Annotated in this window: 30 protein-coding genes; all 30 read left to right on the top strand. The window is 41.2% G+C overall.

The window, feature by feature from the left end; all coding sequences use genetic code 11:
- Window positions 1–7 precede the first annotated feature (7 nt).
- The 30 genes from mnmG to secY all read left to right on the top strand — a co-directional run bounded on the left by mnmG (window position 8) and on the right by secY (window position 19,343).
- Window positions 8–1,924, top strand: coding sequence for a tRNA uridine-5-carboxymethylaminomethyl(34) synthesis enzyme MnmG (gene mnmG, locus QM382_RS08125; RefSeq protein WP_414272963.1), 1,917 nt, complete (start codon window positions 8–10; stop codon window positions 1,922–1,924).
- Window positions 1,925–2,009: 85 nt separating this feature from the next.
- Complete coding sequence (locus QM382_RS08120) at window positions 2,010–2,144, top strand: hypothetical protein (protein ID WP_024054483.1); 135 nt, start codon at window positions 2,010–2,012, stop codon at window positions 2,142–2,144.
- Between the two features lie 44 nt (window positions 2,145–2,188).
- Window positions 2,189–3,742 (top strand): damage-inducible protein CinA, encoded by a 1,554-nt coding sequence (locus tag QM382_RS08115; RefSeq protein ID WP_414272962.1) that lies wholly within the window; start codon window positions 2,189–2,191, stop codon window positions 3,740–3,742.
- A gap of 125 nt (window positions 3,743–3,867) precedes the next feature.
- Window positions 3,868–6,075, top strand: coding sequence for an anaerobic ribonucleoside-triphosphate reductase (nrdD, locus tag QM382_RS08110; protein ID WP_414272961.1), 2,208 nt, complete (start codon window positions 3,868–3,870; stop codon window positions 6,073–6,075).
- An 11-nt stretch (window positions 6,076–6,086) separates the two neighbouring features.
- Window positions 6,087–6,227 (top strand): hypothetical protein, encoded by a 141-nt coding sequence (locus tag QM382_RS08105; RefSeq protein ID WP_000521611.1) that lies wholly within the window; start codon window positions 6,087–6,089, stop codon window positions 6,225–6,227.
- A 38-nt stretch (window positions 6,228–6,265) separates the two neighbouring features.
- Window positions 6,266–6,766, top strand: coding sequence for a GNAT family N-acetyltransferase (locus tag QM382_RS08100; protein WP_414272960.1), 501 nt, complete (start codon window positions 6,266–6,268; stop codon window positions 6,764–6,766).
- Window positions 6,767–6,771: 5 nt separating this feature from the next.
- Window positions 6,772–7,368, top strand: coding sequence for an anaerobic ribonucleoside-triphosphate reductase activating protein (gene nrdG, locus QM382_RS08095; protein ID WP_414272959.1), 597 nt, complete (start codon window positions 6,772–6,774; stop codon window positions 7,366–7,368).
- Window positions 7,365–8,018, top strand: a complete 654-nt coding sequence (locus tag QM382_RS08090; RefSeq protein WP_414272958.1) for a uridine kinase family protein — start codon at window positions 7,365–7,367, stop codon at window positions 8,016–8,018. The genes nrdG and QM382_RS08090 overlap by 4 nt, the downstream gene beginning before the upstream one ends.
- A 249-nt stretch (window positions 8,019–8,267) precedes the next feature.
- Window positions 8,268–8,576 carry a 30S ribosomal protein S10 gene (gene rpsJ, locus QM382_RS08085; RefSeq protein ID WP_003009585.1) on the top strand — a complete coding sequence of 103 codons (309 nt, stop codon included), beginning with the start codon at window positions 8,268–8,270 and terminating at the stop codon, window positions 8,574–8,576.
- Between the two features lie 82 nt (window positions 8,577–8,658).
- Window positions 8,659–9,285: a 50S ribosomal protein L3 gene (gene rplC, locus QM382_RS08080; RefSeq protein WP_414272957.1), complete on the top strand. Its 627-nt coding sequence runs from the start codon at window positions 8,659–8,661 to the stop codon at window positions 9,283–9,285.
- 24 nt (window positions 9,286–9,309) lie between these two features.
- Window positions 9,310–9,933, top strand: coding sequence for a 50S ribosomal protein L4 (gene rplD, locus QM382_RS08075; RefSeq protein WP_414272956.1), 624 nt, complete (start codon window positions 9,310–9,312; stop codon window positions 9,931–9,933).
- On the top strand, window positions 9,933–10,229 hold the full coding sequence (locus QM382_RS08070; protein WP_001055347.1) for a 50S ribosomal protein L23: 297 nt from the start codon (window positions 9,933–9,935) through the stop codon (window positions 10,227–10,229). Before rplD ends, QM382_RS08070 begins: the two co-directional genes overlap by 1 nt.
- A gap of 17 nt (window positions 10,230–10,246) precedes the next feature.
- Entirely contained in the window at window positions 10,247–11,080 is an 834-nt protein-coding gene (gene rplB, locus QM382_RS08065) for a 50S ribosomal protein L2 (RefSeq protein ID WP_000512910.1), read from the top strand.
- A 102-nt stretch (window positions 11,081–11,182) separates the two neighbouring features.
- A complete protein-coding gene (gene rpsS, locus QM382_RS08060) occupies window positions 11,183–11,464 on the top strand; it encodes a 30S ribosomal protein S19 (RefSeq protein ID WP_000533766.1) in 282 nt (93 codons plus the stop codon).
- An 11-nt stretch (window positions 11,465–11,475) separates the two neighbouring features.
- The gene (gene rplV, locus QM382_RS08055) at window positions 11,476–11,820 is read left to right on the top strand and encodes a 50S ribosomal protein L22 (protein WP_000818137.1); all 345 of its coding nucleotides are present in this window, start codon (window positions 11,476–11,478) and stop codon (window positions 11,818–11,820) included.
- A gap of 12 nt (window positions 11,821–11,832) precedes the next feature.
- Window positions 11,833–12,486 (top strand): 30S ribosomal protein S3, encoded by a 654-nt coding sequence (rpsC, locus tag QM382_RS08050; RefSeq protein ID WP_000529936.1) that lies wholly within the window; start codon window positions 11,833–11,835, stop codon window positions 12,484–12,486.
- Between the two features lie 3 nt (window positions 12,487–12,489).
- Entirely contained in the window at window positions 12,490–12,903 is a 414-nt protein-coding gene (rplP, locus tag QM382_RS08045; RefSeq protein ID WP_214262803.1) for a 50S ribosomal protein L16, read from the top strand.
- A gap of 9 nt (window positions 12,904–12,912) precedes the next feature.
- On the top strand, window positions 12,913–13,119 hold the full coding sequence (rpmC, locus tag QM382_RS08040) for a 50S ribosomal protein L29 (protein ID WP_000772918.1): 207 nt from the start codon (window positions 12,913–12,915) through the stop codon (window positions 13,117–13,119).
- A 24-nt stretch (window positions 13,120–13,143) separates the two neighbouring features.
- On the top strand, window positions 13,144–13,404 hold the full coding sequence (gene rpsQ / locus QM382_RS08035; protein WP_000440801.1) for a 30S ribosomal protein S17: 261 nt from the start codon (window positions 13,144–13,146) through the stop codon (window positions 13,402–13,404).
- Between the two features lie 25 nt (window positions 13,405–13,429).
- On the top strand, window positions 13,430–13,798 hold the full coding sequence (gene rplN / locus QM382_RS08030) for a 50S ribosomal protein L14 (RefSeq protein WP_000616547.1): 369 nt from the start codon (window positions 13,430–13,432) through the stop codon (window positions 13,796–13,798).
- Between the two features lie 72 nt (window positions 13,799–13,870).
- Window positions 13,871–14,176 (top strand): 50S ribosomal protein L24, encoded by a 306-nt coding sequence (gene rplX, locus QM382_RS08025; RefSeq protein WP_000497691.1) that lies wholly within the window; start codon window positions 13,871–13,873, stop codon window positions 14,174–14,176.
- A gap of 23 nt (window positions 14,177–14,199) precedes the next feature.
- Window positions 14,200–14,742, top strand: coding sequence for a 50S ribosomal protein L5 (gene rplE / locus QM382_RS08020; RefSeq protein WP_000013542.1), 543 nt, complete (start codon window positions 14,200–14,202; stop codon window positions 14,740–14,742).
- 17 nt (window positions 14,743–14,759) lie between these two features.
- Window positions 14,760–14,945, top strand: coding sequence for a type Z 30S ribosomal protein S14 (locus tag QM382_RS08015; RefSeq protein ID WP_001085699.1), 186 nt, complete (start codon window positions 14,760–14,762; stop codon window positions 14,943–14,945).
- 213 nt (window positions 14,946–15,158) lie between these two features.
- Entirely contained in the window at window positions 15,159–15,557 is a 399-nt protein-coding gene (rpsH, locus tag QM382_RS08010) for a 30S ribosomal protein S8 (protein ID WP_004251095.1), read from the top strand.
- Between the two features lie 192 nt (window positions 15,558–15,749).
- Window positions 15,750–16,286, top strand: a complete 537-nt coding sequence (gene rplF, locus QM382_RS08005) for a 50S ribosomal protein L6 (RefSeq protein WP_414272955.1) — start codon at window positions 15,750–15,752, stop codon at window positions 16,284–16,286.
- 83 nt (window positions 16,287–16,369) lie between these two features.
- On the top strand, window positions 16,370–16,726 hold the full coding sequence (rplR, locus tag QM382_RS08000) for a 50S ribosomal protein L18 (RefSeq protein WP_004251098.1): 357 nt from the start codon (window positions 16,370–16,372) through the stop codon (window positions 16,724–16,726).
- A gap of 17 nt (window positions 16,727–16,743) precedes the next feature.
- The gene (gene rpsE / locus QM382_RS07995; RefSeq protein ID WP_004251100.1) at window positions 16,744–17,238 is read left to right on the top strand and encodes a 30S ribosomal protein S5; all 495 of its coding nucleotides are present in this window, start codon (window positions 16,744–16,746) and stop codon (window positions 17,236–17,238) included.
- A 13-nt stretch (window positions 17,239–17,251) separates the two neighbouring features.
- Complete coding sequence (gene rpmD / locus QM382_RS07990) at window positions 17,252–17,434, top strand: 50S ribosomal protein L30 (RefSeq protein ID WP_000057241.1); 183 nt, start codon at window positions 17,252–17,254, stop codon at window positions 17,432–17,434.
- Window positions 17,435–17,579: 145 nt separating this feature from the next.
- Window positions 17,580–18,020, top strand: a complete 441-nt coding sequence (gene rplO / locus QM382_RS07985; protein ID WP_250307901.1) for a 50S ribosomal protein L15 — start codon at window positions 17,580–17,582, stop codon at window positions 18,018–18,020.
- A 12-nt stretch (window positions 18,021–18,032) separates the two neighbouring features.
- Window positions 18,033–19,343: a preprotein translocase subunit SecY gene (gene secY / locus QM382_RS07980; RefSeq protein ID WP_414272954.1), complete on the top strand. Its 1,311-nt coding sequence runs from the start codon at window positions 18,033–18,035 to the stop codon at window positions 19,341–19,343.
- Window positions 19,344–19,486 lie beyond the last annotated feature (143 nt).

Below are 19,486 nucleotides of genomic sequence, written 5' to 3'. Positions count from 1 at the left end.
AGAGAAAATGACTTATAATTTTACAGAAGAATACGATATTATTGTAATCGGTGCGGGACATGCGGGGGTCGAAGCTTCCCTAGCTGCGAGCCGTATGGGTTGCAAGGTCTTGCTGGCGACTATCAACATTGAAATGTTGGCTTTCATGCCATGTAATCCGTCTATTGGTGGTTCTGCCAAGGGGATTGTTGTGCGTGAAGTCGATGCTCTTGGTGGCGAAATGGCAAAAACTATTGACAAGACTTACATCCAGATGAAGATGCTCAACACTGGGAAAGGACCTGCTGTTCGTGCCCTTCGTGCGCAGGCTGACAAGGAGCTTTACTCTAAGGAAATGCGCAAAACGGTTGAAAATCAAGAGAATCTCACTCTTCGTCAAACTATGATTGATGAGATTTTGGTGGAAGATGGCAAGGTTGTCGGTGTTCGTACAGCGACCCATCAAGAGTATGCTGCAAAGGCTGTTATTGTGACTACAGGGACAGCCCTCCGTGGGGAAATCATCATCGGAGACCTCAAGTACTCGTCAGGTCCTAACCACAGCTTAGCTTCGATTAACCTAGCTGATAATCTCAAGGAATTGGGCCTCGAGATCGGTCGTTTCAAGACAGGAACACCTCCACGTGTCAAGGCTTCCTCTATCAACTATGATGTGACAGAAATCCAGCCAGGAGATGAAACACCAAATCACTTTTCTTATACTTCACGTGATGAGGATTATGTAAAGGACCAAGTACCATGTTGGTTGACTTATACCAATGGTACCAGTCATGAAATTATCCAAAACAATCTCCACCGTGCGCCTATGTTTACAGGTGTGGTTAAGGGAGTGGGACCTCGTTACTGTCCGTCGATTGAGGACAAAATTGTACGTTTTGCGGACAAGGAACGTCACCAACTTTTCCTTGAACCAGAAGGACGAAACACAGAAGAAGTTTATGTGCAAGGTCTCTCAACCAGTCTTCCTGAGGATGTCCAACGTGATTTGGTTCATTCCATCAAAGGTTTGGAAAATGCAGAGATGATGCGAACTGGTTATGCTATCGAGTACGACATGGTCTTGCCTCATCAGTTGCGTGCAACGCTTGAAACCAAGAAAATCTCAGGACTTTTCACTGCTGGCCAGACAAATGGAACGTCAGGTTACGAAGAAGCTGCTGGTCAAGGGATTATCGCGGGTATCAATGCGGCTCTGAAAATCCAAGGTAAGCCTGAGTTAATTTTGAAGCGAAGCGACGGTTATATTGGGGTCATGATTGATGACTTGGTGACCAAGGGAACGATTGAACCCTACCGTCTATTGACCAGTCGTGCAGAATACCGCCTCATTCTCCGTCATGATAATGCGGATATGCGTTTGACTGAGATTGGTCGTGAGGTTGGTCTTGTCGACGATGAACGCTGGGCTCGCTTTAAAATCAAGAAAAACCAATTTGACAATGAGATGAAGCGTTTAGACAGCATCAAACTTAAACCAGTCAAGGAAACGAACGCTAAGGTTGAAGCGATGGGATTCAAACCATTGACTGATGCCGTGACAGCCAAGGAATTTCTCCGTCGCCCAGAAGTCTCTTACCAAGATGTGGTGGCCTTTATCGGACCTGCTGCTGAAGAGTTAGATGACAAGATTATCGAATTGATTGAAACAGAAATCAAGTACGAAGGCTATATCTCAAAAGCCATGGATCAGGTTGCCAAGATGAAACGCATGGAAGAAAAACGGATTCCAGCGAATATTGACTGGGATGATATTGACTCTATCGCGACTGAAGCTCGCCAGAAGTTCAAGCTCATCAATCCAGAAACCATCGGCCAAGCTAGCCGTATTTCAGGTGTAAACCCAGCAGATATTTCAATTCTTATGGTGTATTTAGAAGGTAAAAATCGAAGCATTTCTAAAAACTTAGAAAAGAAAGCTGACTAAAAATAAAAAGCTGAATTCTCTTTTGAGAATTCAGTTTTTTAAATTTTTCTTCATTTTTCGAATTAAGAGAAAAGGAGAAATGACTATGCTTACAGTAGAAGAAAAAAATTTTTTAGACCGCTATAAAAGAGTTTCATATCATCGTTTTTATGAGATTGAACGCTTTGTTACCTTGTCTGAAAAGTTGAGCGAACGTCCGCCAAAGGCTGACAAGAACTAGACTTTTTGATATACTAGAACAAATTAAAATATAGGAGAGAGCGAATGAACGTATATGGCAGATTAGAAGACGAACCAACTCCAACTTGGATGGGAAGTCAGGATGCTCCAGTAGAAAATGAGGAGCAACTCGAGGTTGAAACTCGTCAGCCTGCCTGCTTACCATTTTTGAATATCCTCTTTTTGAGTACTATAGTGGTGCTTGTGTCCGTAATTTTACCCTTCTTCTTAGGGTTAATAAGTCCGGAGCAGTCTCAGGATTTTTATATTGGATGGGCTATGCATCAGAGTGGAGATATCTACGCAGATTATTTTGGAACTAGTGGTCTCCTCTATTACTTTTTACAGTATTTAACCAAGGGTAGTATTTTATTTGCCGTCTTTAATTGGTTGGCTTTAGTAGGTGCCGGATTCTTTCTTTTCCGTTCGGCTTACAATCTGACGGAACAAAATAAGCAATCGCAACAAATATTGACAGTCTTTTATGTCCTGGCTAGTGCTCTTAGTTTTGGTGGGGGCTATGCAGCTATTCTTGCACTCCCATTCTTGTTCTATTCCTTGAGTTTAGTAACAGCTTATTTGGCAGAACCAAGCCTTGACAAAGGATTTATCCGTATTGGAGCTAGCTTAGCTCTAGCATTTTTCTTTGCACCTTTGGTTACAACTTTGTACGCCTTTGTCTTGTTTTTTGCTGTAACAGCTTTTAATGTTGGTCGCAAAAATTTGGCTCATGGTGTCTACCAATTTTTTGCAGCGGGCTTTGGTTTTTCAATTCTCTTTTATCCAATCGGATATTATACAGCTTATAAAGGTAGCTTTGGAAATGCGATTAGTCAAATCCTTTATCCATTAGATAGTTTAAACTTTACGTCTAACTCGGGATTACTCGACAATATCCTCTTTTATGGATTGTTAGCAATTGCTCTTGGAGCATTGACGCTAGCATTGACAGGTCTCTTCCAATCTAAACCATTGAAGCAATCAGTCTTATCAATCACTGCTTCAATAGCTGTCATTTTGGTATTAGTTTTAGAAATTTTTTCTACGGATCTTATCAATGGTAGTCGTATGATTGAGTTCCTTCCTTTCTTATCGCTTCTTTTGCTGACACGAATTCCAACAGAGAAAGCGGAAGGAGCGAATCGCCGTAGACGATCTAGAGAAGAAACTTCGGTATGGGGAGCTTTTGTAAAAGGAAATGTCTATCTACCAATTTTAGCTCTTGCTTACCTATTCTTAGCACCTGTAGTATCACGATATTTACTTCATGCAGAACTATATCAAGAACGTACAGCCATCGAAACCAAGGTCAAAGGGGAAACTCAAGCTACAGATCGTATCTATGTTTGGGATAATCTGACAAGTAGTTATAAGGCTAGTGAACGTTTAGCTGCGAGTCAGTTGCTTTCGCCTAGATTGCATACAGGACTTGGTGAAAATCGTACCAAGCTTGTTAATGATCTGAGAGATAATCAACCAAAGATGATTGTAGTGAATACAAAAACAAGTCTATGGACAGAAGTTGAGCAGCTCTTAGCTGAAAATTATCAAGCGGTTCAAAGTGAATTCAAAGATTTTAAACTCTATAAATTAAAATAAAAACTATCAATATCTTGTGTAATTTTAAAAAATTTTTATTTTTTGACACAAGATATTGATTTTTATTTTTTTAGTGATATAATACTTTTTAGAATCAATATTATATTTAAGAAAAGGGTTTGGATATGATTGTATTGGAAGAGAAGGCTGTCCCTGATCCGACTTTATTCGTCGAAAAACGTGACGGCAGACGTGTAATTTTTGATGTAGACAAGATTGATAAAGCGCTTCATAAGGCTGCTGAAAAGGTTATGGATGTAACCCCTTTGGTTGAAAAACGACTTAGTACCCTAGTTGAACGTATCGTCGAAGAGATTCATAGCCGTTTCCCACAAGGTGTAAAAATCTATGAAATCCAAAATATCGTAGAACACGAATTGTTGGAAGCTAAAGAATACGCTCTGGCTGAGGAGTATATCACCTATCGGACTCAAAGGGATTTTGAGCGCTCAAAAGCGACAGATATCAACTTTAGTATTCATAAACTTCTCAATAAAGATCAGGCGGTTGTCAATGAAAATGCCAATAAGGATAGTGATGTTTTTAATACCCAGCGTGATTTGACGGCAGGGATTGTTGGGAAATCCATCGGACTTCAAATGCTTCCTAAACATGTGGCTAATGCCCATCAAAAAGGGGATATCCACTATCATGATTTGGACTACAGTCCCTATACCCCTATGACTAACTGCTGTTTGATTGATTTCAAGGGTATGTTGGAAAATGGTTTTAAGATTGGAAATGCTGAGGTAGAGAGTCCCAAGTCTATCCAAACTGCGACAGCGCAGATTTCACAAATCATCGCAAACGTCGCATCAAGTCAGTATGGAGGCTGTTCAGCAGACCGTATTGATGAAGTTTTGGCTCCTTATGCAGAGAAAAATTACCAAAAGCACCTCAAGGATGCGGAGGAATGGGTTTTGCCTGACAAGCGCCAAGAATATGCCTGGAAGAAAACCCAAAAAGACATCTACGATGCCATGCAATCTCTAGAGTACGAGATTAATACCCTCTTTACATCAAATGGGCAAACGCCATTTACTTCCCTTGGTTTTGGTCTAGGAACCAGTCGTTTTGAACGTGAAATTCAAAAGGCAATCCTGAACATTCGTATCAAGGGGCTTGGTTCAGAACACCGTACAGCCATCTTCCCTAAACTCATCTTTACTCTTAAAAGAGGTCTTAACTTAGAGGAAGGCTCGCCTAACTACGACATCAAGCAATTGGCTCTTGAGTGTGCAACTAAGCGCATGTACCCGGATGTCTTGTCTTATGATAAGATTGTCGAGTTAACTGGTTCTTTCAAAGTTCCGATGGGATGCCGTTCATTCCTTCAAGGATGGAAGGATGAAAATGGAGTAGAAGTCAATTCGGGCCGTATGAACCTAGGAGTCGTGACGGTCAATCTTCCTCGTATCGCCCTTGAATCCGAAGGCGACCTGAACAAGTTCTGGGAAATCTTCAACGAGCGTATGAATATCGCGGAAGATGCTTTGGTTTACCGTGTGGAAAGAACCAAGGAAGCCACTCCAGCTAATGCACCAATTCTTTATCAATACGGAGCTTTTGGACGCCACCTTGGTAAGGAAGAAAGTGTTGACGAACTCTTTAAGAACCGTCGTGCAACTATTTCTCTGGGCTATATTGGCTTGTACGAAGTAGCGACAGTATTCTTTGGCAACAATTGGGAAACCAATCCAGAAGCCAAGGAATTCACACTGGATATTATTCGAGATATGAAACATCGAGTGGAAGAGTGGTCAGACCAATATGGGTATCACTTCTCTATTTATTCAACACCATCTGAAAGTCTGACAGACCGCTTCTGCCGCTTGGATACAGAGAAGTTTGGCTCTATTCCAGACATCACAGATAAAGAGTACTACACAAATTCCTTCCATTATGATGTCCGCAAAAATCCAACACCTTTTGAAAAATTGGACTTTGAGAAAGTCTACCCAGAAGCGGGTGCATCTGGTGGCTTTATCCACTACTGCGAGTACCCAGTTCTCCAACAAAATCCAAAGGCTTTGGAAGCTGTGTGGGACTATGCATATGACCGTGTAGGCTATCTCGGAACTAATACTCCGATTGACCGTTGTTATAAGTGTGATTTTGAAGGAGATTTTGAACCAACTGAGAGAGGATTTGCTTGTCCTAACTGTGGTAATAATGATCCTAAAACAGTAGATGTTGTTAAACGGACCTGTGGCTATCTTGGAAATCCGCAAGCTCGTCCGATGGTAAACGGTCGTCACAAGGAAATTGCTGCGCGTGTCAAACACATGAATGGCTCGACTATTAAAACGGCAGGACATGAAGTAAAAAATTAGAAAGAGATAGCATGGGAAAATATCAATTAGATGATAAAGGCAAGGCTTTGGTCCAACGATTCCACGAAAAACATTCAAAGGGTGGAGTCAATAAAAAAGACCGAGTGGCTAGCCTTAGAGAACAATTTTTAAACAAAAACAAGAAAAAGTGAGAGTTGCCTCTCACTTTTCTTATAGCGGGGAGGGGAATATGGAACTACGCAGACCGACATTAGCAGATAAAGAAACAGTTTTAGAGATGATGGCAGAGTTTGAAAAGAACCAATCAGCCCACGATGGTGGTTTTTGGAATGCTGAGGGTTTTGTTTACGAAGAGTGGCTGGAGACAAATATGCAAAAAGAAATGGGAATAAATTTGCCTGAAAATCGCGTTCCATCGATACAGTTCGTATTGTTTGGTGAATCAGGTCGAGCTCTAGGATTTTTGAATCTGCGATTGAGACTGAATGAGGGCTTGCTGAATTATGCTGGCCACATTGGCTATTCCGTTCGTCCATCTGAAAGAGGTAAGGGGTATGCGAAAGAATCCCTCCGACAAGGTCTACAAGTTGCTAAGGGAAAGAATATCAAACGAGCGCTTGTGACTTGTAGCTCAGAAAATCCAGCAAGCCGAGCTATTATCTTAGCTAATGGAGGGCAGTTAGAGGATGTTCGAAATGGAACGGAGCGCTACTGGATAGAGTTGGAGTAGACAGCATGACATGGAATACACCAAAACCAGGCGAGTGGAAGAGTGAAGAACTCAGTCAAGGGCGTATCATTGACTATAAGGCTTTTAACTTTGTCGATGGAGAGGGAGTGCGCAACTCCCTTTACGTAGCAGGTTGTATGTTTCACTGTGAAGGTTGCTACAATGTAGCGACCTGGTCATTTAATGCCGGGATTCCTTATACACTAGAGTTGGAAGAACAGATTATGGCAGATCTTGCCCAGCCTTATGTTCAAGGTTTGACCCTACTCGGTGGAGAGCCCTTCCTGAATACTGTAATTCTTTTGCCTCTCGTTAAACGCATTCGGAAAGAGTTACCAGAAAAAGATATCTGGTCTTGGACGGGCTACACTTGGGAAGAGATGATGTTGGAGACACCTGATAAACTGGAGCTCTTGTCACTGATTGATATCTTGGTTGATGGACGGTATGATAAAAGCAAGCGTAATCTCATGCTTCAATTCCGTGGCTCTTCCAATCAACGAATTATCGATGTACAAAAATCCCTCAAAAGTGGGCAAGTGGTGATTTGGGACAAGCTTAACGATGGAAAAGAAAGCTATGAACAGGTGAAGAGAGAATGAAGAAAAAAGACTTAATAGAACAACTGGTCTCAGAGATAGAAACTGGAAAAGTAAGAACACTGGGTATCTACGGCCACGGCGCTTCAGGAAAATCAACTTTTGCTCAAGAATTGTACCAAGCATTGGATGCTGAAAAGGCAAATTTACTAGAAACAGATCCCTATATTACTTCAGGACGATATTTGGTAGTGCCTAAAGAAACACCGGACCAAAAAGTGACAGCATGTTTGCCAGTGGCACATGAATTGGCAAGCTTACAGAGAGATATTCTAGCCTTGCAAGCGGGTATGGATGTCTTGACAATCGAAGAACCTTGGAAGGCTAGTGAGGTATTATCGGGAGCAAAACCGATTCTGATAGTCGAAGGGATGTCTGTGGGTTTTCTACCCAAGGAACTTTTTGACAAAACCATTTGTTTCTACACGGATGAGGAAACTGAGTTGGAGCGTCGTCTGGGAAGAGATACCACTGTGAGGAAAAGCGAAGCCTCGTTTGTTCGTGAGACTCATCAAATAAGACGTGGACAATATCGCCGTTATTATCAAGAAACAGAAAAAGAGGCGGATGTGTTAATTAACCAATCTCAAAATCAGTTTCAAATAGAAAAGGACTATTTATTAATGAACTATTTAATAGGAAAAGATATATAAAAAATGAGAATAGATTGTCTTTTTTGTTTCAGAAAGGTACGAAAACAGTTTCATCTAAAAAATTAAAAAAATCCTGTCAAATCCCTTGCAATCGCAGGGGCTTTGTGTTATTCTATTATGGTGCTGTAAATTACAGCCTTAGCTTTGATGCAAGAGGTTGCGACACGCTCGGTTGCATTGCCACGCAACGCGCGTCGGTTTTCTTGTGGAGCTAGCCTATTATCTTAAATAGACGAAAAGGAGAAAAAGATGGCAAACAAAAAAATCCGTATCCGTTTGAAAGCTTACGAACACCGTACGCTTGACACAGCGGCTGCAAAAATCGTAGAATCAGCTACTCGTACAGGTGCACAAGTTGCGGGTCCAATCCCACTTCCAACTGAGCGTAGCCTCTACACAATCATTCGTGCGACTCACAAATATAAAGATTCTCGCGAACAATTCGAAATGCGTACACACAAACGTTTGATCGACATCATCAACCCAACTCAAAAAACAGTTGACGCTTTGATGAAATTGGATCTTCCAAGTGGTGTAAACGTAGAAATCAAACTTTAATTTAAAGCTTGATACCTTGAGCATAAAAAACGCTCGTTAAAAACTTTTTGAATAAAAAATATAGAAAAGGAACTATTTTCTCATGACAAAAGGAATCTTAGGGAAAAAAGTGGGAATGACTCAAATCTTCACTGAAGCTGGCGAATTGATCCCTGTAACAGTTATCGAAGCAACTCCAAACGTTGTTCTTCAAGTTAAAACTGTTGAAACAGATGGTTACAACGCTATCCAAGTTGGTTTCGATGACAAACGCGAAGTATTGAGCAACAAACCTGCTAAAGGACATGTAGCAAAAGCTAACACGGCTCCTAAGCGCTTCATTCGTGAATTCAAAAACGTTGAAGGCTTGGAAGTTGGTGCTGAAATCACAGTTGACACTTTCGCAGCTGGAGACATTGTTGATGTAACTGGTACATCTAAAGGTAAAGGTTTCCAAGGTGTTATCAAACGCCACGGACAATCACGTGGACCTATGGCTCACGGTTCTCGTTACCACCGTCGTCCAGGTTCTATGGGACCTGTTGCACCTAACCGCGTATTCAAAGGTAAAAACCTTGCAGGACGTATGGGTGGTGACCGCGTAACAATTCAAAACCTTGAAGTTGTACAAGTTGTTCCAGAAAAGAACGTTATCCTTATCAAAGGTAACGTACCAGGTGCTAAGAAATCTCTTATCACTATCAAGTCAGCAGTTAAAGCTGGTAAATAATAAGGAAAGGGGAATACAGTCAAAATGGCAAATGTAACATTATTCGACCAAACTGGTAAACAAGCGGGCGAAGTTGTTCTTAGCGATGCAATCTTTGGTATCGAACCAAACCAATCTGTTGTGTTTGATGTGATCATCAGCCAACGTGCTAGCCTTCGTCAAGGAACTCACGCAGTTAAAAACCGCTCAGCTGTTTCAGGTGGCGGACGCAAACCATGGCGTCAAAAAGGAACTGGACGTGCTCGTCAAGGTTCTATCCGCTCTCCACAATGGCGTGGTGGTGGAATCGTCTTCGGACCAACTCCACGTAGCTATGCGTACAAACTTCCTCAAAAAGTTCGTCGCCTTGCGCTTAAATCTGTTTACTCAGAAAAAGTTGCTGAAAACAAATTTGTAGCCGTTGATTCTCTTGAATTTACAGCTCCAAAAACTGCTGAATTTGCAAAAGTTCTTGCAACTTTGAGCATCGATTCTAAAGTCCTTGTTATTCTTGAAGAAGGAAACGAATTCGCAGCTCTCTCAGCTCGTAACCTTCCAAACGTGAAAGTTGCGACTGCTACCACTGCAAGTGTTCTTGACATCGCAAATAGTGACAAACTTCTTGTTACTCAAGCAGCTATCTCTAAAATCGAGGAGGTTCTTGCATAATGAATTTGTATGATGTTATCAAAAAACCTGTTATCACTGAAAGCTCAATGGCTCAACTTGAAGCAGGCAAATATGTATTTGAAGTTGACACTCGTGCACACAAACTTTTGATCAAGCAAGCCGTTGAAGCTGCTTTCGAAGGTGTTAAAGTTGCAAATGTTAACACAATCAACGTGAAACCTAAAGCTAAACGTGTTGGACGTTACACTGGTTTTACTAACAAAACTAAAAAAGCTATCATCACTCTTACAGCTGATTCAAAAGCAATCGAGTTGTTTGCAGCTGAAGCTGAATAATCTAAGGAGGAAATATCGTGGGAATTCGTGTTTATAAACCAACAACAAACGGTCGCCGTAATATGACTTCTTTGGATTTCGCTGAAATCACAACAAGCACTCCTGAAAAATCATTGCTTGTTGCATTGAAGAGCAAGGCTGGTCGTAACAACAACGGTCGTATCACAGTTCGTCACCAAGGTGGTGGACACAAACGTTTCTACCGTTTGGTTGACTTTAAACGTAACAAAGACAACGTTGAAGCAGTTGTTAAAACTATCGAGTACGATCCAAACCGTTCTGCAAACATCGCTCTTGTACACTACACTGACGGTGTGAAAGCATACATCATCGCTCCAAAAGGCCTTGAAGTAGGTCAACGTATCGTTTCAGGTCCAGAAGCAGATATCAAAGTCGGAAACGCTCTTCCACTTGCTAACATCCCAGTTGGTACTTTGATCCACAACATCGAATTAAAACCAGGTCGTGGTGGAGAATTGGTACGTGCTGCTGGAGCTTCTGCTCAAGTATTGGGTCAAGAAGGTAAATACGTTCTTGTTCGTCTTCAATCTGGTGAAGTTCGTATGATTCTTGGAACTTGTCGTGCTACAGTTGGTGTTGTCGGAAACGAACAACATGGACTTGTAAACCTTGGTAAAGCAGGACGTAGCCGTTGGAAAGGTATCCGCCCAACAGTTCGTGGTTCTGTAATGAACCCTAACGATCACCCACACGGTGGTGGTGAAGGTAAAGCACCAGTTGGTCGTAAAGCACCATCAACTCCATGGGGCAAACCTGCTCTTGGTCTTAAAACTCGTAACAAGAAAGCGAAATCTGACAAACTTATCGTTCGTCGTCGCAACGAGAAATAATTTAAAATTAGTCGCTTAAGCGCTAGATAATCCGCCAGCTCGGTAGCGCTCGTTGAGAGCGCAAGCCGCTGTGGTACTATATTTAAAGGAGAAAATATAAAAATGGGACGCAGTCTTAAAAAAGGACCTTTCGTCGATGAGCATTTGATGAAAAAAGTTGAAGCTCAAGCTAACGACGAAAAGAAAAAAGTTATCAAAACTTGGTCACGTCGTTCAACGATCTTCCCAAGTTTCATTGGTTACACTATCGCAGTTTATGATGGACGTAAACACGTACCTGTTTACATCCAAGAAGACATGGTAGGTCACAAGCTTGGTGAATTTGCACCAACTCGTACTTACAAAGGTCACGCCGCAGACGACAAGAAGACACGTAGAAAATAAGGAGAACATAAATGGCAGAAATTACTTCAGCTAAAGCAATGGCTCGCACAGTACGTGTTTCACCTCGTAAATCACGTCTTGTTCTTGACAACATCCGTGGTAAAAGCGTAGCCGATGCAATCGCAATTTTGACATTCACTCCAAACAAAGCTGCTGAAATCATCTTGAAAGTTTTGAACTCAGCTGTAGCTAACGCTGAAAACAACTTTGGTTTGGATAAAGCTAACTTGGTAGTATCTGAAGCATTCGCAAACGAAGGACCAACTATGAAACGTTTCCGTCCACGTGCGAAAGGTTCAGCTTCACCAATCAACAAACGTACAGCTCACATCACTGTAGCTGTTGCAGAAAAATAAGGAGGTAAAATCGTGGGTCAAAAAGTACATCCAATTGGTATGCGTGTCGGCATCATCCGTGATTGGGATGCCAAATGGTATGCTGAAAAAGAATACGCGGATTACCTTCATGAAGATCTTGCAATCCGTAAATTCGTTCAAAAAGAACTTGCTGACGCAGCAGTTTCAACTATTGAAATTGAACGTGCAGTAAACAAAGTTAACGTTTCACTTCACACTGCTAAACCAGGTATGGTTATCGGTAAAGGTGGTGCTAACGTTGATGCACTCCGTGCTAAACTTAACAAATTGACTGGAAAACAAGTACACATCAACATCATCGAAATCAAACAACCTGATTTGGATGCTCACCTTGTTGGTGAAGGAATTGCTCGTCAATTGGAGCAACGTGTTGCTTTCCGTCGTGCACAAAAACAAGCAATCCAACGTGCAATGCGTGCTGGAGCTAAAGGAATTAAAACTCAAGTATCAGGTCGTTTGAACGGTGCAGATATCGCCCGTGCTGAAGGATACTCTGAAGGAACTGTTCCACTTCACACACTTCGTGCGGATATCGATTACGCTTGGGAAGAAGCAGATACTACATACGGTAAACTTGGTGTTAAAGTATGGATCTACCGTGGTGAAGTTCTTCCAGCTCGTAAAAACACTAAAGGAGGTAAATAACCAATGTTAGTACCTAAACGTGTTAAACACCGTCGTGAATTCCGTGGTAAAATGCGCGGTGAAGCTAAAGGTGGAAAAGAAGTAGCTTTTGGTGAATACGGTCTTCAGGCTACAACTAGCCACTGGATTACTAACCGCCAAATCGAAGCTGCTCGTATCGCCATGACTCGTTACATGAAACGTGGTGGTAAAGTTTGGATTAAAATCTTCCCACACAAATCATACACAGCTAAAGCTATCGGGGTTCGTATGGGATCTGGTAAAGGGGCACCTGAAGGTTGGGTAGCACCAGTTAAACGTGGTAAAGTAATGTTTGAAGTTGCTGGTGTACCTGAAGAGGTCGCTCGCGAAGCGCTTCGCCTTGCAAGCCACAAATTGCCAGTTAAATGTAAATTCGTAAAACGTGAAGCAGAATAAGGAGAAGGCATGAAACTTAATGAAGTAAAAGAATTTGTTAAAGAACTTCGTGGTCTTTCTCAAGAAGAACTCGCGAAGCGCGAAAACGAATTGAAAAAAGAATTGTTTGAACTTCGTTTCCAAGCTGCTACTGGTCAATTAGAACAAACAGCTCGCTTGAAAGAAGTAAAAAAACAAATCGCTCGTATCAAAACAGTTCAATCTGAAGCGAAATAATAGACTAGGGAAGGAGAAATTTCAATGGAACGCAATAATCGTAAAGTTCTTGTTGGACGTGTTGTATCTGACAAAATGGACAAGACAATCACAGTTGTAGTTGAAACAAAACGTAACCACCCAGTCTATGGTAAACGTATTAACTACTCTAAAAAATACAAAGCACATGATGAAAACAATGTTGCCAAAGAAGGCGATATCGTACGTATCATGGAAACTCGCCCGCTTTCAGCTACAAAACGTTTCCGTCTTGTAGAAGTTGTTGAAGAAGCGGTTATCATCTAATCAAGCCTGAAAGGAGAAAACTGAAATGATTCAAACAGAAACTCGTTTGAAAGTCGCAGACAACAGCGGTGCACGCGAAATCTTGACTATCAAAGTTCTTGGTGGTTCTAAACGTAAGTTTGCGAACATCGGTGATGTTATTGTGGCATCTGTAAAACAAGCTACTCCTGGTGGTGCGGTTAAAAAAGGTGACGTTGTTAAAGCAGTTATCGTTCGTACTAAATCAGGTGCTCGTCGTGCTGATGGTTCATACATCAAATTTGACGAAAACGCAGCAGTTATCATCCGTGACGACAAAACTCCTCGCGGAACACGTATCTTTGGCCCTGTTGCACGTGAATTGCGTGAAGGTGGCTTCATGAAGATCGTGTCACTTGCTCCAGAAGTACTTTAATCAATAAAAACAAACACAGTCCCCTGGTCTAGCCAGGGTGCCCATTGGGCGTAAGAATAAAAGGAGAAAAAAATGTTTGTAAAAAAAGGCGACAAAGTTCGCGTAATCGCTGGTAAAGATAAGGGAACAGAAGCTGTTGTCCTTACTGCCCTTCCAAAAGTAAACAAAGTTATCGTTGAAGGTGTTAACATCGTTAAGAAACACCAACGTCCAACTAACGAACTTCCTCAAGGTGGTATCATCGAGAAGGAAGCAGCTATCCACGTATCAAACGTTCAAGTTTTGGACAAAAATGGTGTAGCTGGTCGTGTTGGTTACAAATTTGTAGACGGTAAAAAAGTTCGCTACAACAAAAAATCAGGCGAAGTGCTTGATTAATCACGAAGGAAAGGAGAAGTATAATGGCAAATCGTTTAAAAGAAAAATATCTTAATGAAGTAGTTCCTGCTTTGACAGAACAATTTAACTACTCATCAGTGATGGCTGTTCCTAAAGTGGATAAGATCGTTTTGAACATGGGTGTTGGTGAAGCAGTATCAAACGCTAAAAGCCTTGAAAAAGCTGCTGAAGAATTGGCGCTTATCTCAGGTCAAAAACCACTTATCACTAAAGCTAAAAAATCTATCGCCGGCTTCCGTCTTCGTGAAGGTGTTGCGATCGGTGCAAAAGTTACCCTTCGTGGTGAACGTATGTACGAATTCTTGGATAAATTGGTTTCAGTATCACTTCCACGTGTACGTGACTTCCACGGTGTTCCAACGAAATCATTTGACGGACGCGGAAACTACACACTTGGTGTGAAAGAGCAATTGATCTTCCCAGAAATCAACTTTGATGACGTTGACAAAACTCGTGGTCTTGACATCGTTATCGTAACTACTGCTAACACTGACGAAGAGTCACGTGCATTGCTTACAGGCCTTGGAATGCCTTTTGCAAAATAATATAGGAGGTATAACTAATGGCTAAAAAATCTATGATTGCTAAGAACAAACGCCCAGCGAAGTTCTCTACTCAAGCATACACTCGCTGTGAACGTTGTGGACGTCCACACTCAGTTTACCGCAAGTTTAAACTTTGCCGTGTTTGCTTCCGTGAATTGGCATATAAAGGTCAAATTCCTGGTGTAACAAAAGCATCTTGGTAATATCATGATACAAAGAGCGTAACAACCCCAGCAAAAATAGGAGATTTGGTGCAGGAACGATGCTCCAAGACAAATCTATCTTTTTTGCCCAGGTTGTAGCTCGTGTTCAAATGGAGATTATCTAGTTTGAATGTATCAATACTTTCTGAGCTCAGCTCAATCATTAACTAGCAAGTGCAACTTGCAAACTACTAGTAAGAGGAGAAAAATAAAATGGTTATGACTGACCCAATCGCAGACTTCCTAACTCGTATTCGTAACGCTAACCAAGCAAAACACGAAGTACTTGAAGTACCTGCATCAAACATCAAAAAAGGGATTGCTGAAATCCTTAAACGCGAAGGTTTTGTTAAGAACGTAGAAATCATCGAAGATGACAAACAAGGCATTATCCGTGTATTCCTTAAATACGGAGCAAACGGTGAACGAGTTATTACTAACTTGAAACGCGTTTCTAAACCAGGACTTCGTGTCTACAAAAAACGTGAAGATCTTCCAAAAGTACTTAACGGTCTTGGAATTGCTATCCTTTCAACTTCAGAAGGTTTGCTTACTGATAAAGAAGCTCGCCAAAAGAATGTTGGTGGGGAAGTTATCGCTTACGTTTGGTAAAATCAAGATACAAAGCTCGTAAAGAACAAAGCAAAATTAGGAAGTTGGAGCAGTTTGTTGACAAACAAGCCAACTTATCTATTTTGCACAGTTCTTAGAGCGTGTTCAGTTCAGCTCTTGAACTAAATAAGTATCTTAAGCCCCGTGAAAACTGGCCTTTATGGCCTGACAATTTAACAGGAGAATAAAAACATGTCACGTATTGGTAATAAAGTTATCGCGTTGCCTGCTGGTGTTGAAATCACTAACAATGACAACGTTGTAACTGTAAAAGGACCTAAAGGAGAACTTACTCGTGAGTTCTCAAAAGATATTGAAATCCGTGTGGAAGGTACTGAAGTAACTCTTCACCGTCCAAACGATTCAAAAGAAATGAAAACTATCCACGGAACTACTCGTGCACTTTTGAACAACATGGTTATTGGTGTTTCAGAAGGATTCAAGAAAGAACTTGAAATGCGTGGGGTTGGTTACCGTGCTCAACTTCAAGGAAACAAACTTGTTTTGGCTGTTGGTAAATCACATCCAGATGAAGTTGAAGCTCCAGCAGGAATTACTTTTGAACTTCCAAACCCAACGACTATCGTTATCAGCGGAATTTCAAAAGAAAAAGTTGGTCAAACAGCTGCTTACGTACGTAGCCTTCGTTCACCAGAACCATACAAAGGTAAAGGTATCCGTTACGTTGGCGAATTTGTTCGTCTTAAAGAAGGTAAAACTGGTAAATAATGTTGAGTGGTTGATTTTCAACCACCAACCTCATTACCAACTTTGTGCATAGCACACGATTTAAAATTAAAGAGGTGAAAACTGTGATTTCTAAACCAGATAAAAACAAACTCCGCCAAAAACGCCACCGTCGCGTTCGCGGAAAACTCTCTGGAACTGCTGATCGCCCACGTTTGAACGTATTCCGTTCTAATACAGGCATCTACGCTCAAGTGATTGATGACGTAGCGGGTGTAACGCTCGCAAGTGCTTCAACTCTTGACAAAGAAGTTTCAAAAGGAACTAAAACTGAACAAGCCGTTGCTGTCGGTAAACTCGTTGCAGAACGTGCAAGTGCTAAAGGTATTTCAGAAGTGGTGTTCGACCGCGGTGGATATCTATATCACGGACGTGTGAAAGCTTTGGCTGATGCAGCTCGTGAAAACGGATTGAAATTCTAATAGGAGGACACTAGAAAATGGCATTTAAAGACAATGCAGTAGAACTTGAAGAACGCGTAGTTGCTGTTAACCGTGTTACAAAAGTTGTTAAAGGTGGACGTCGTCTTCGTTTCGCAGCTCTTGTAGTTGTTGGTGACCGCAATGGTCGTGTAGGATTTGGTACTGGTAAAGCTCAAGAAGTTCCAGAAGCAATCCGCAAAGCAGTAGAAGATGCTAAGAAAAACTTGATCGAAGTTCCTATGGTTGGAACAACAATCCCACATGAAGTTCTTTCAGAATTCGGTGGAGCTAAAGTATTATTGAAACCAGCTGTAGAAGGTTCTGGAGTTGCCGCAGGTGGTGCAGTTCGTGCCGTTGTGGAATTGGCAGGTGTGGCAGATATTACATCTAAATCACTTGGCTCTAACACTCCAATCAACATTGTTCGCGCAACTGTTGAAGGTTTGAAACAATTAAAACGCGCTGAAGAAGTTGCTGCCCTTCGTGGTATTTCAGTTTCTGATTTGGCATAAGAAAGGGGATAAAATGGCTCAAATTAAAATTACTTTGACTAAGTCTCCAATCGGACGCATTCCATCACAACGTAAAACTGTTGTAGCACTTGGACTTGGCAAATTGAACAGCTCTGTTATTAAAGAAGATAACGCTGCTATCCGTGGTATGATCACTGCAGTATCTCACTTGGTAACAGTTGAAGAAGTAAACTAATAAAATTTTAGGGGATGTGCATAAGACCATCCCCTAAAACTAGATATAGTCATCTTAGATGACTCAGTATAGGCGAGTTGATAGGTGAGACAACCTTTTCTCTCTTATCGGCGCTAGCATTTTACAAAAGAGGAGAAAATATATAATGAAACTTCATGAATTGAAACCTGCAGAAGGTTCTCGTAAAAATCGTAACCGTGTAGGTCGTGGTACTTCATCAGGTAACGGTAAAACATCTGGTCGTGGTCAAAAAGGTCAAAAAGCTCGTAGCGGTGGCGGAGTACGCCTTGGTTTTGAAGGTGGACAAACTCCATTGTTCCGTCGTCTTCCAAAACGTGGATTTACTAACATCAACGCTAAAGAGTATGCGATTGTTAACCTTGACCAATTGAACGCCTTTGATGATGGTGCTGAAGTAACTCCAGTGGTACTTGTAGAATCAGGAATTGTTAAAGCTGAAAAATCAGGTATCAAGATTCTTGGTAACGGTGAGTTGACTAAGAAGTTGACTGTTAAAGCTGCTAAATTCTCTAAATCAGCTGAAGAAGCTATCACTGCTAAAGGTGGTTCAGTTGAAGTCATCTAAGTGAGGTGACCTATGTTTTTTAAATTATTGAGAGAAGCACTCAAAGTTAAACAGGTTCGATCAAAGATTTTATTCACAATTTTTATCGTATTTGTTTTTCGTATCGGTACTAGTATTACTGTACCGTGGGTAAATGCAAATAGCTTGAACGCTTTGAGTGGACTATCCTTCTTGAATATGTTGAGCTTGGTGTCAGGGAATGCCATGAAAAACTTTTCAGTTTTTGCTCTTGGAGTTAGCCCTTATATTACAGCCTCAATCGTCGTCCAACTCTTGCAAATGGATTTATTACCAAAGTTTGTGGAGTGGGGCAAACAAGGGGAAGTTGGTCGTAGAAAGTTAAACCAAGCGACTCGATACATTGCACTAGTGCTTGCATTTGTTCAATCAGTCGGTATTACTGCTGGTTTTAACGCTCTGTCTGGAGCTAAACTTTTGACTGTACCACTTACACCACAAGTTTTTCTTGTGATTGGAGGAATCTTAACAGCAGGTAGCATGATTGTAACCTGGCTGGGAGAGCAAATCACAGATAAGGGATATGGTAATGGTGTTTCAATGATTATCTTTGCAGGGATTGTTGCTTCAATTCCTGATATGGTTAAGGGCATCTATGTGGACTACTTTGTCAATGTACCAAGTAGTCGATTGACATCGTCTCTCATTTTCGTTGCCATCTTAATCGTTGCTGTTTTGTTAATTGTATACTTTACAACTTACGTTGAACAAGCTAAATACAAGATTCCAATTCAGTATACAAAGGTAGCTCAAGGTGCGCCGTCAAGCTCCTATCTTCCATTGAAGATTAACCCTGCTGGGGTTATCCCAGTTATCTTTGCTAGCTCTATTACAGCAGCACCGGCAGCAATTTTACAATTCGTAAGTGCGTCTGGTCTTAATTGGGAATGGGTAAAAACAGCTCAAGAGTTGGTATCTACTTCAACCCCAACAGGTGTTGCGTTGTATGCTCTGTTGATTATTCTCTTTACATTCTTCTATACATTTGTACAGATCAACCCAGAGAAAGCAGCAGAAAATTTACAAAAGAGTGGAGCTTATATCCATGGTGTCCGTCCTGGTAAAGGGACAGAAGAATATATGTCAAAACTTCTTCGTCGTCTTGCAACAGTCGGATCAATCTTCCTAGGTGTGATTTCTATCCTACCTATTGTAGCTAAAGATTTATTTGGTCTTTCAGAAGTTGTCGCTTTTGGGGGAACAAGTTTGCTAATCATTATCTCTACAGGTATCGAAGGAATTAAACAATTGGAAGGTTATCTATTGAAACGTAAGTATGTTGGTTTCTTAGATACAACAGAATAATTGTAATAGAAAATAAAATTCACTATTGCTCAGAGAGTGGAGTGTAAAAATCAAAGACATTGTCAGATTTTTATCTCCTCTCTTCTATTTTGTTTTTAAATAGGAGTTGAAATGAATTTTTGCTTCTATTTAAATACAAAAAA

It is taken from the genome of Streptococcus infantis (assembly GCF_047465185.1).
GTDB lineage: Bacteria > Bacillota > Bacilli > Lactobacillales > Streptococcaceae > Streptococcus > Streptococcus infantis_O.
The sequence above is the reverse complement of the archived record's forward strand: the minus strand, read 5'-3'. Positions and strand labels throughout refer to the sequence as shown.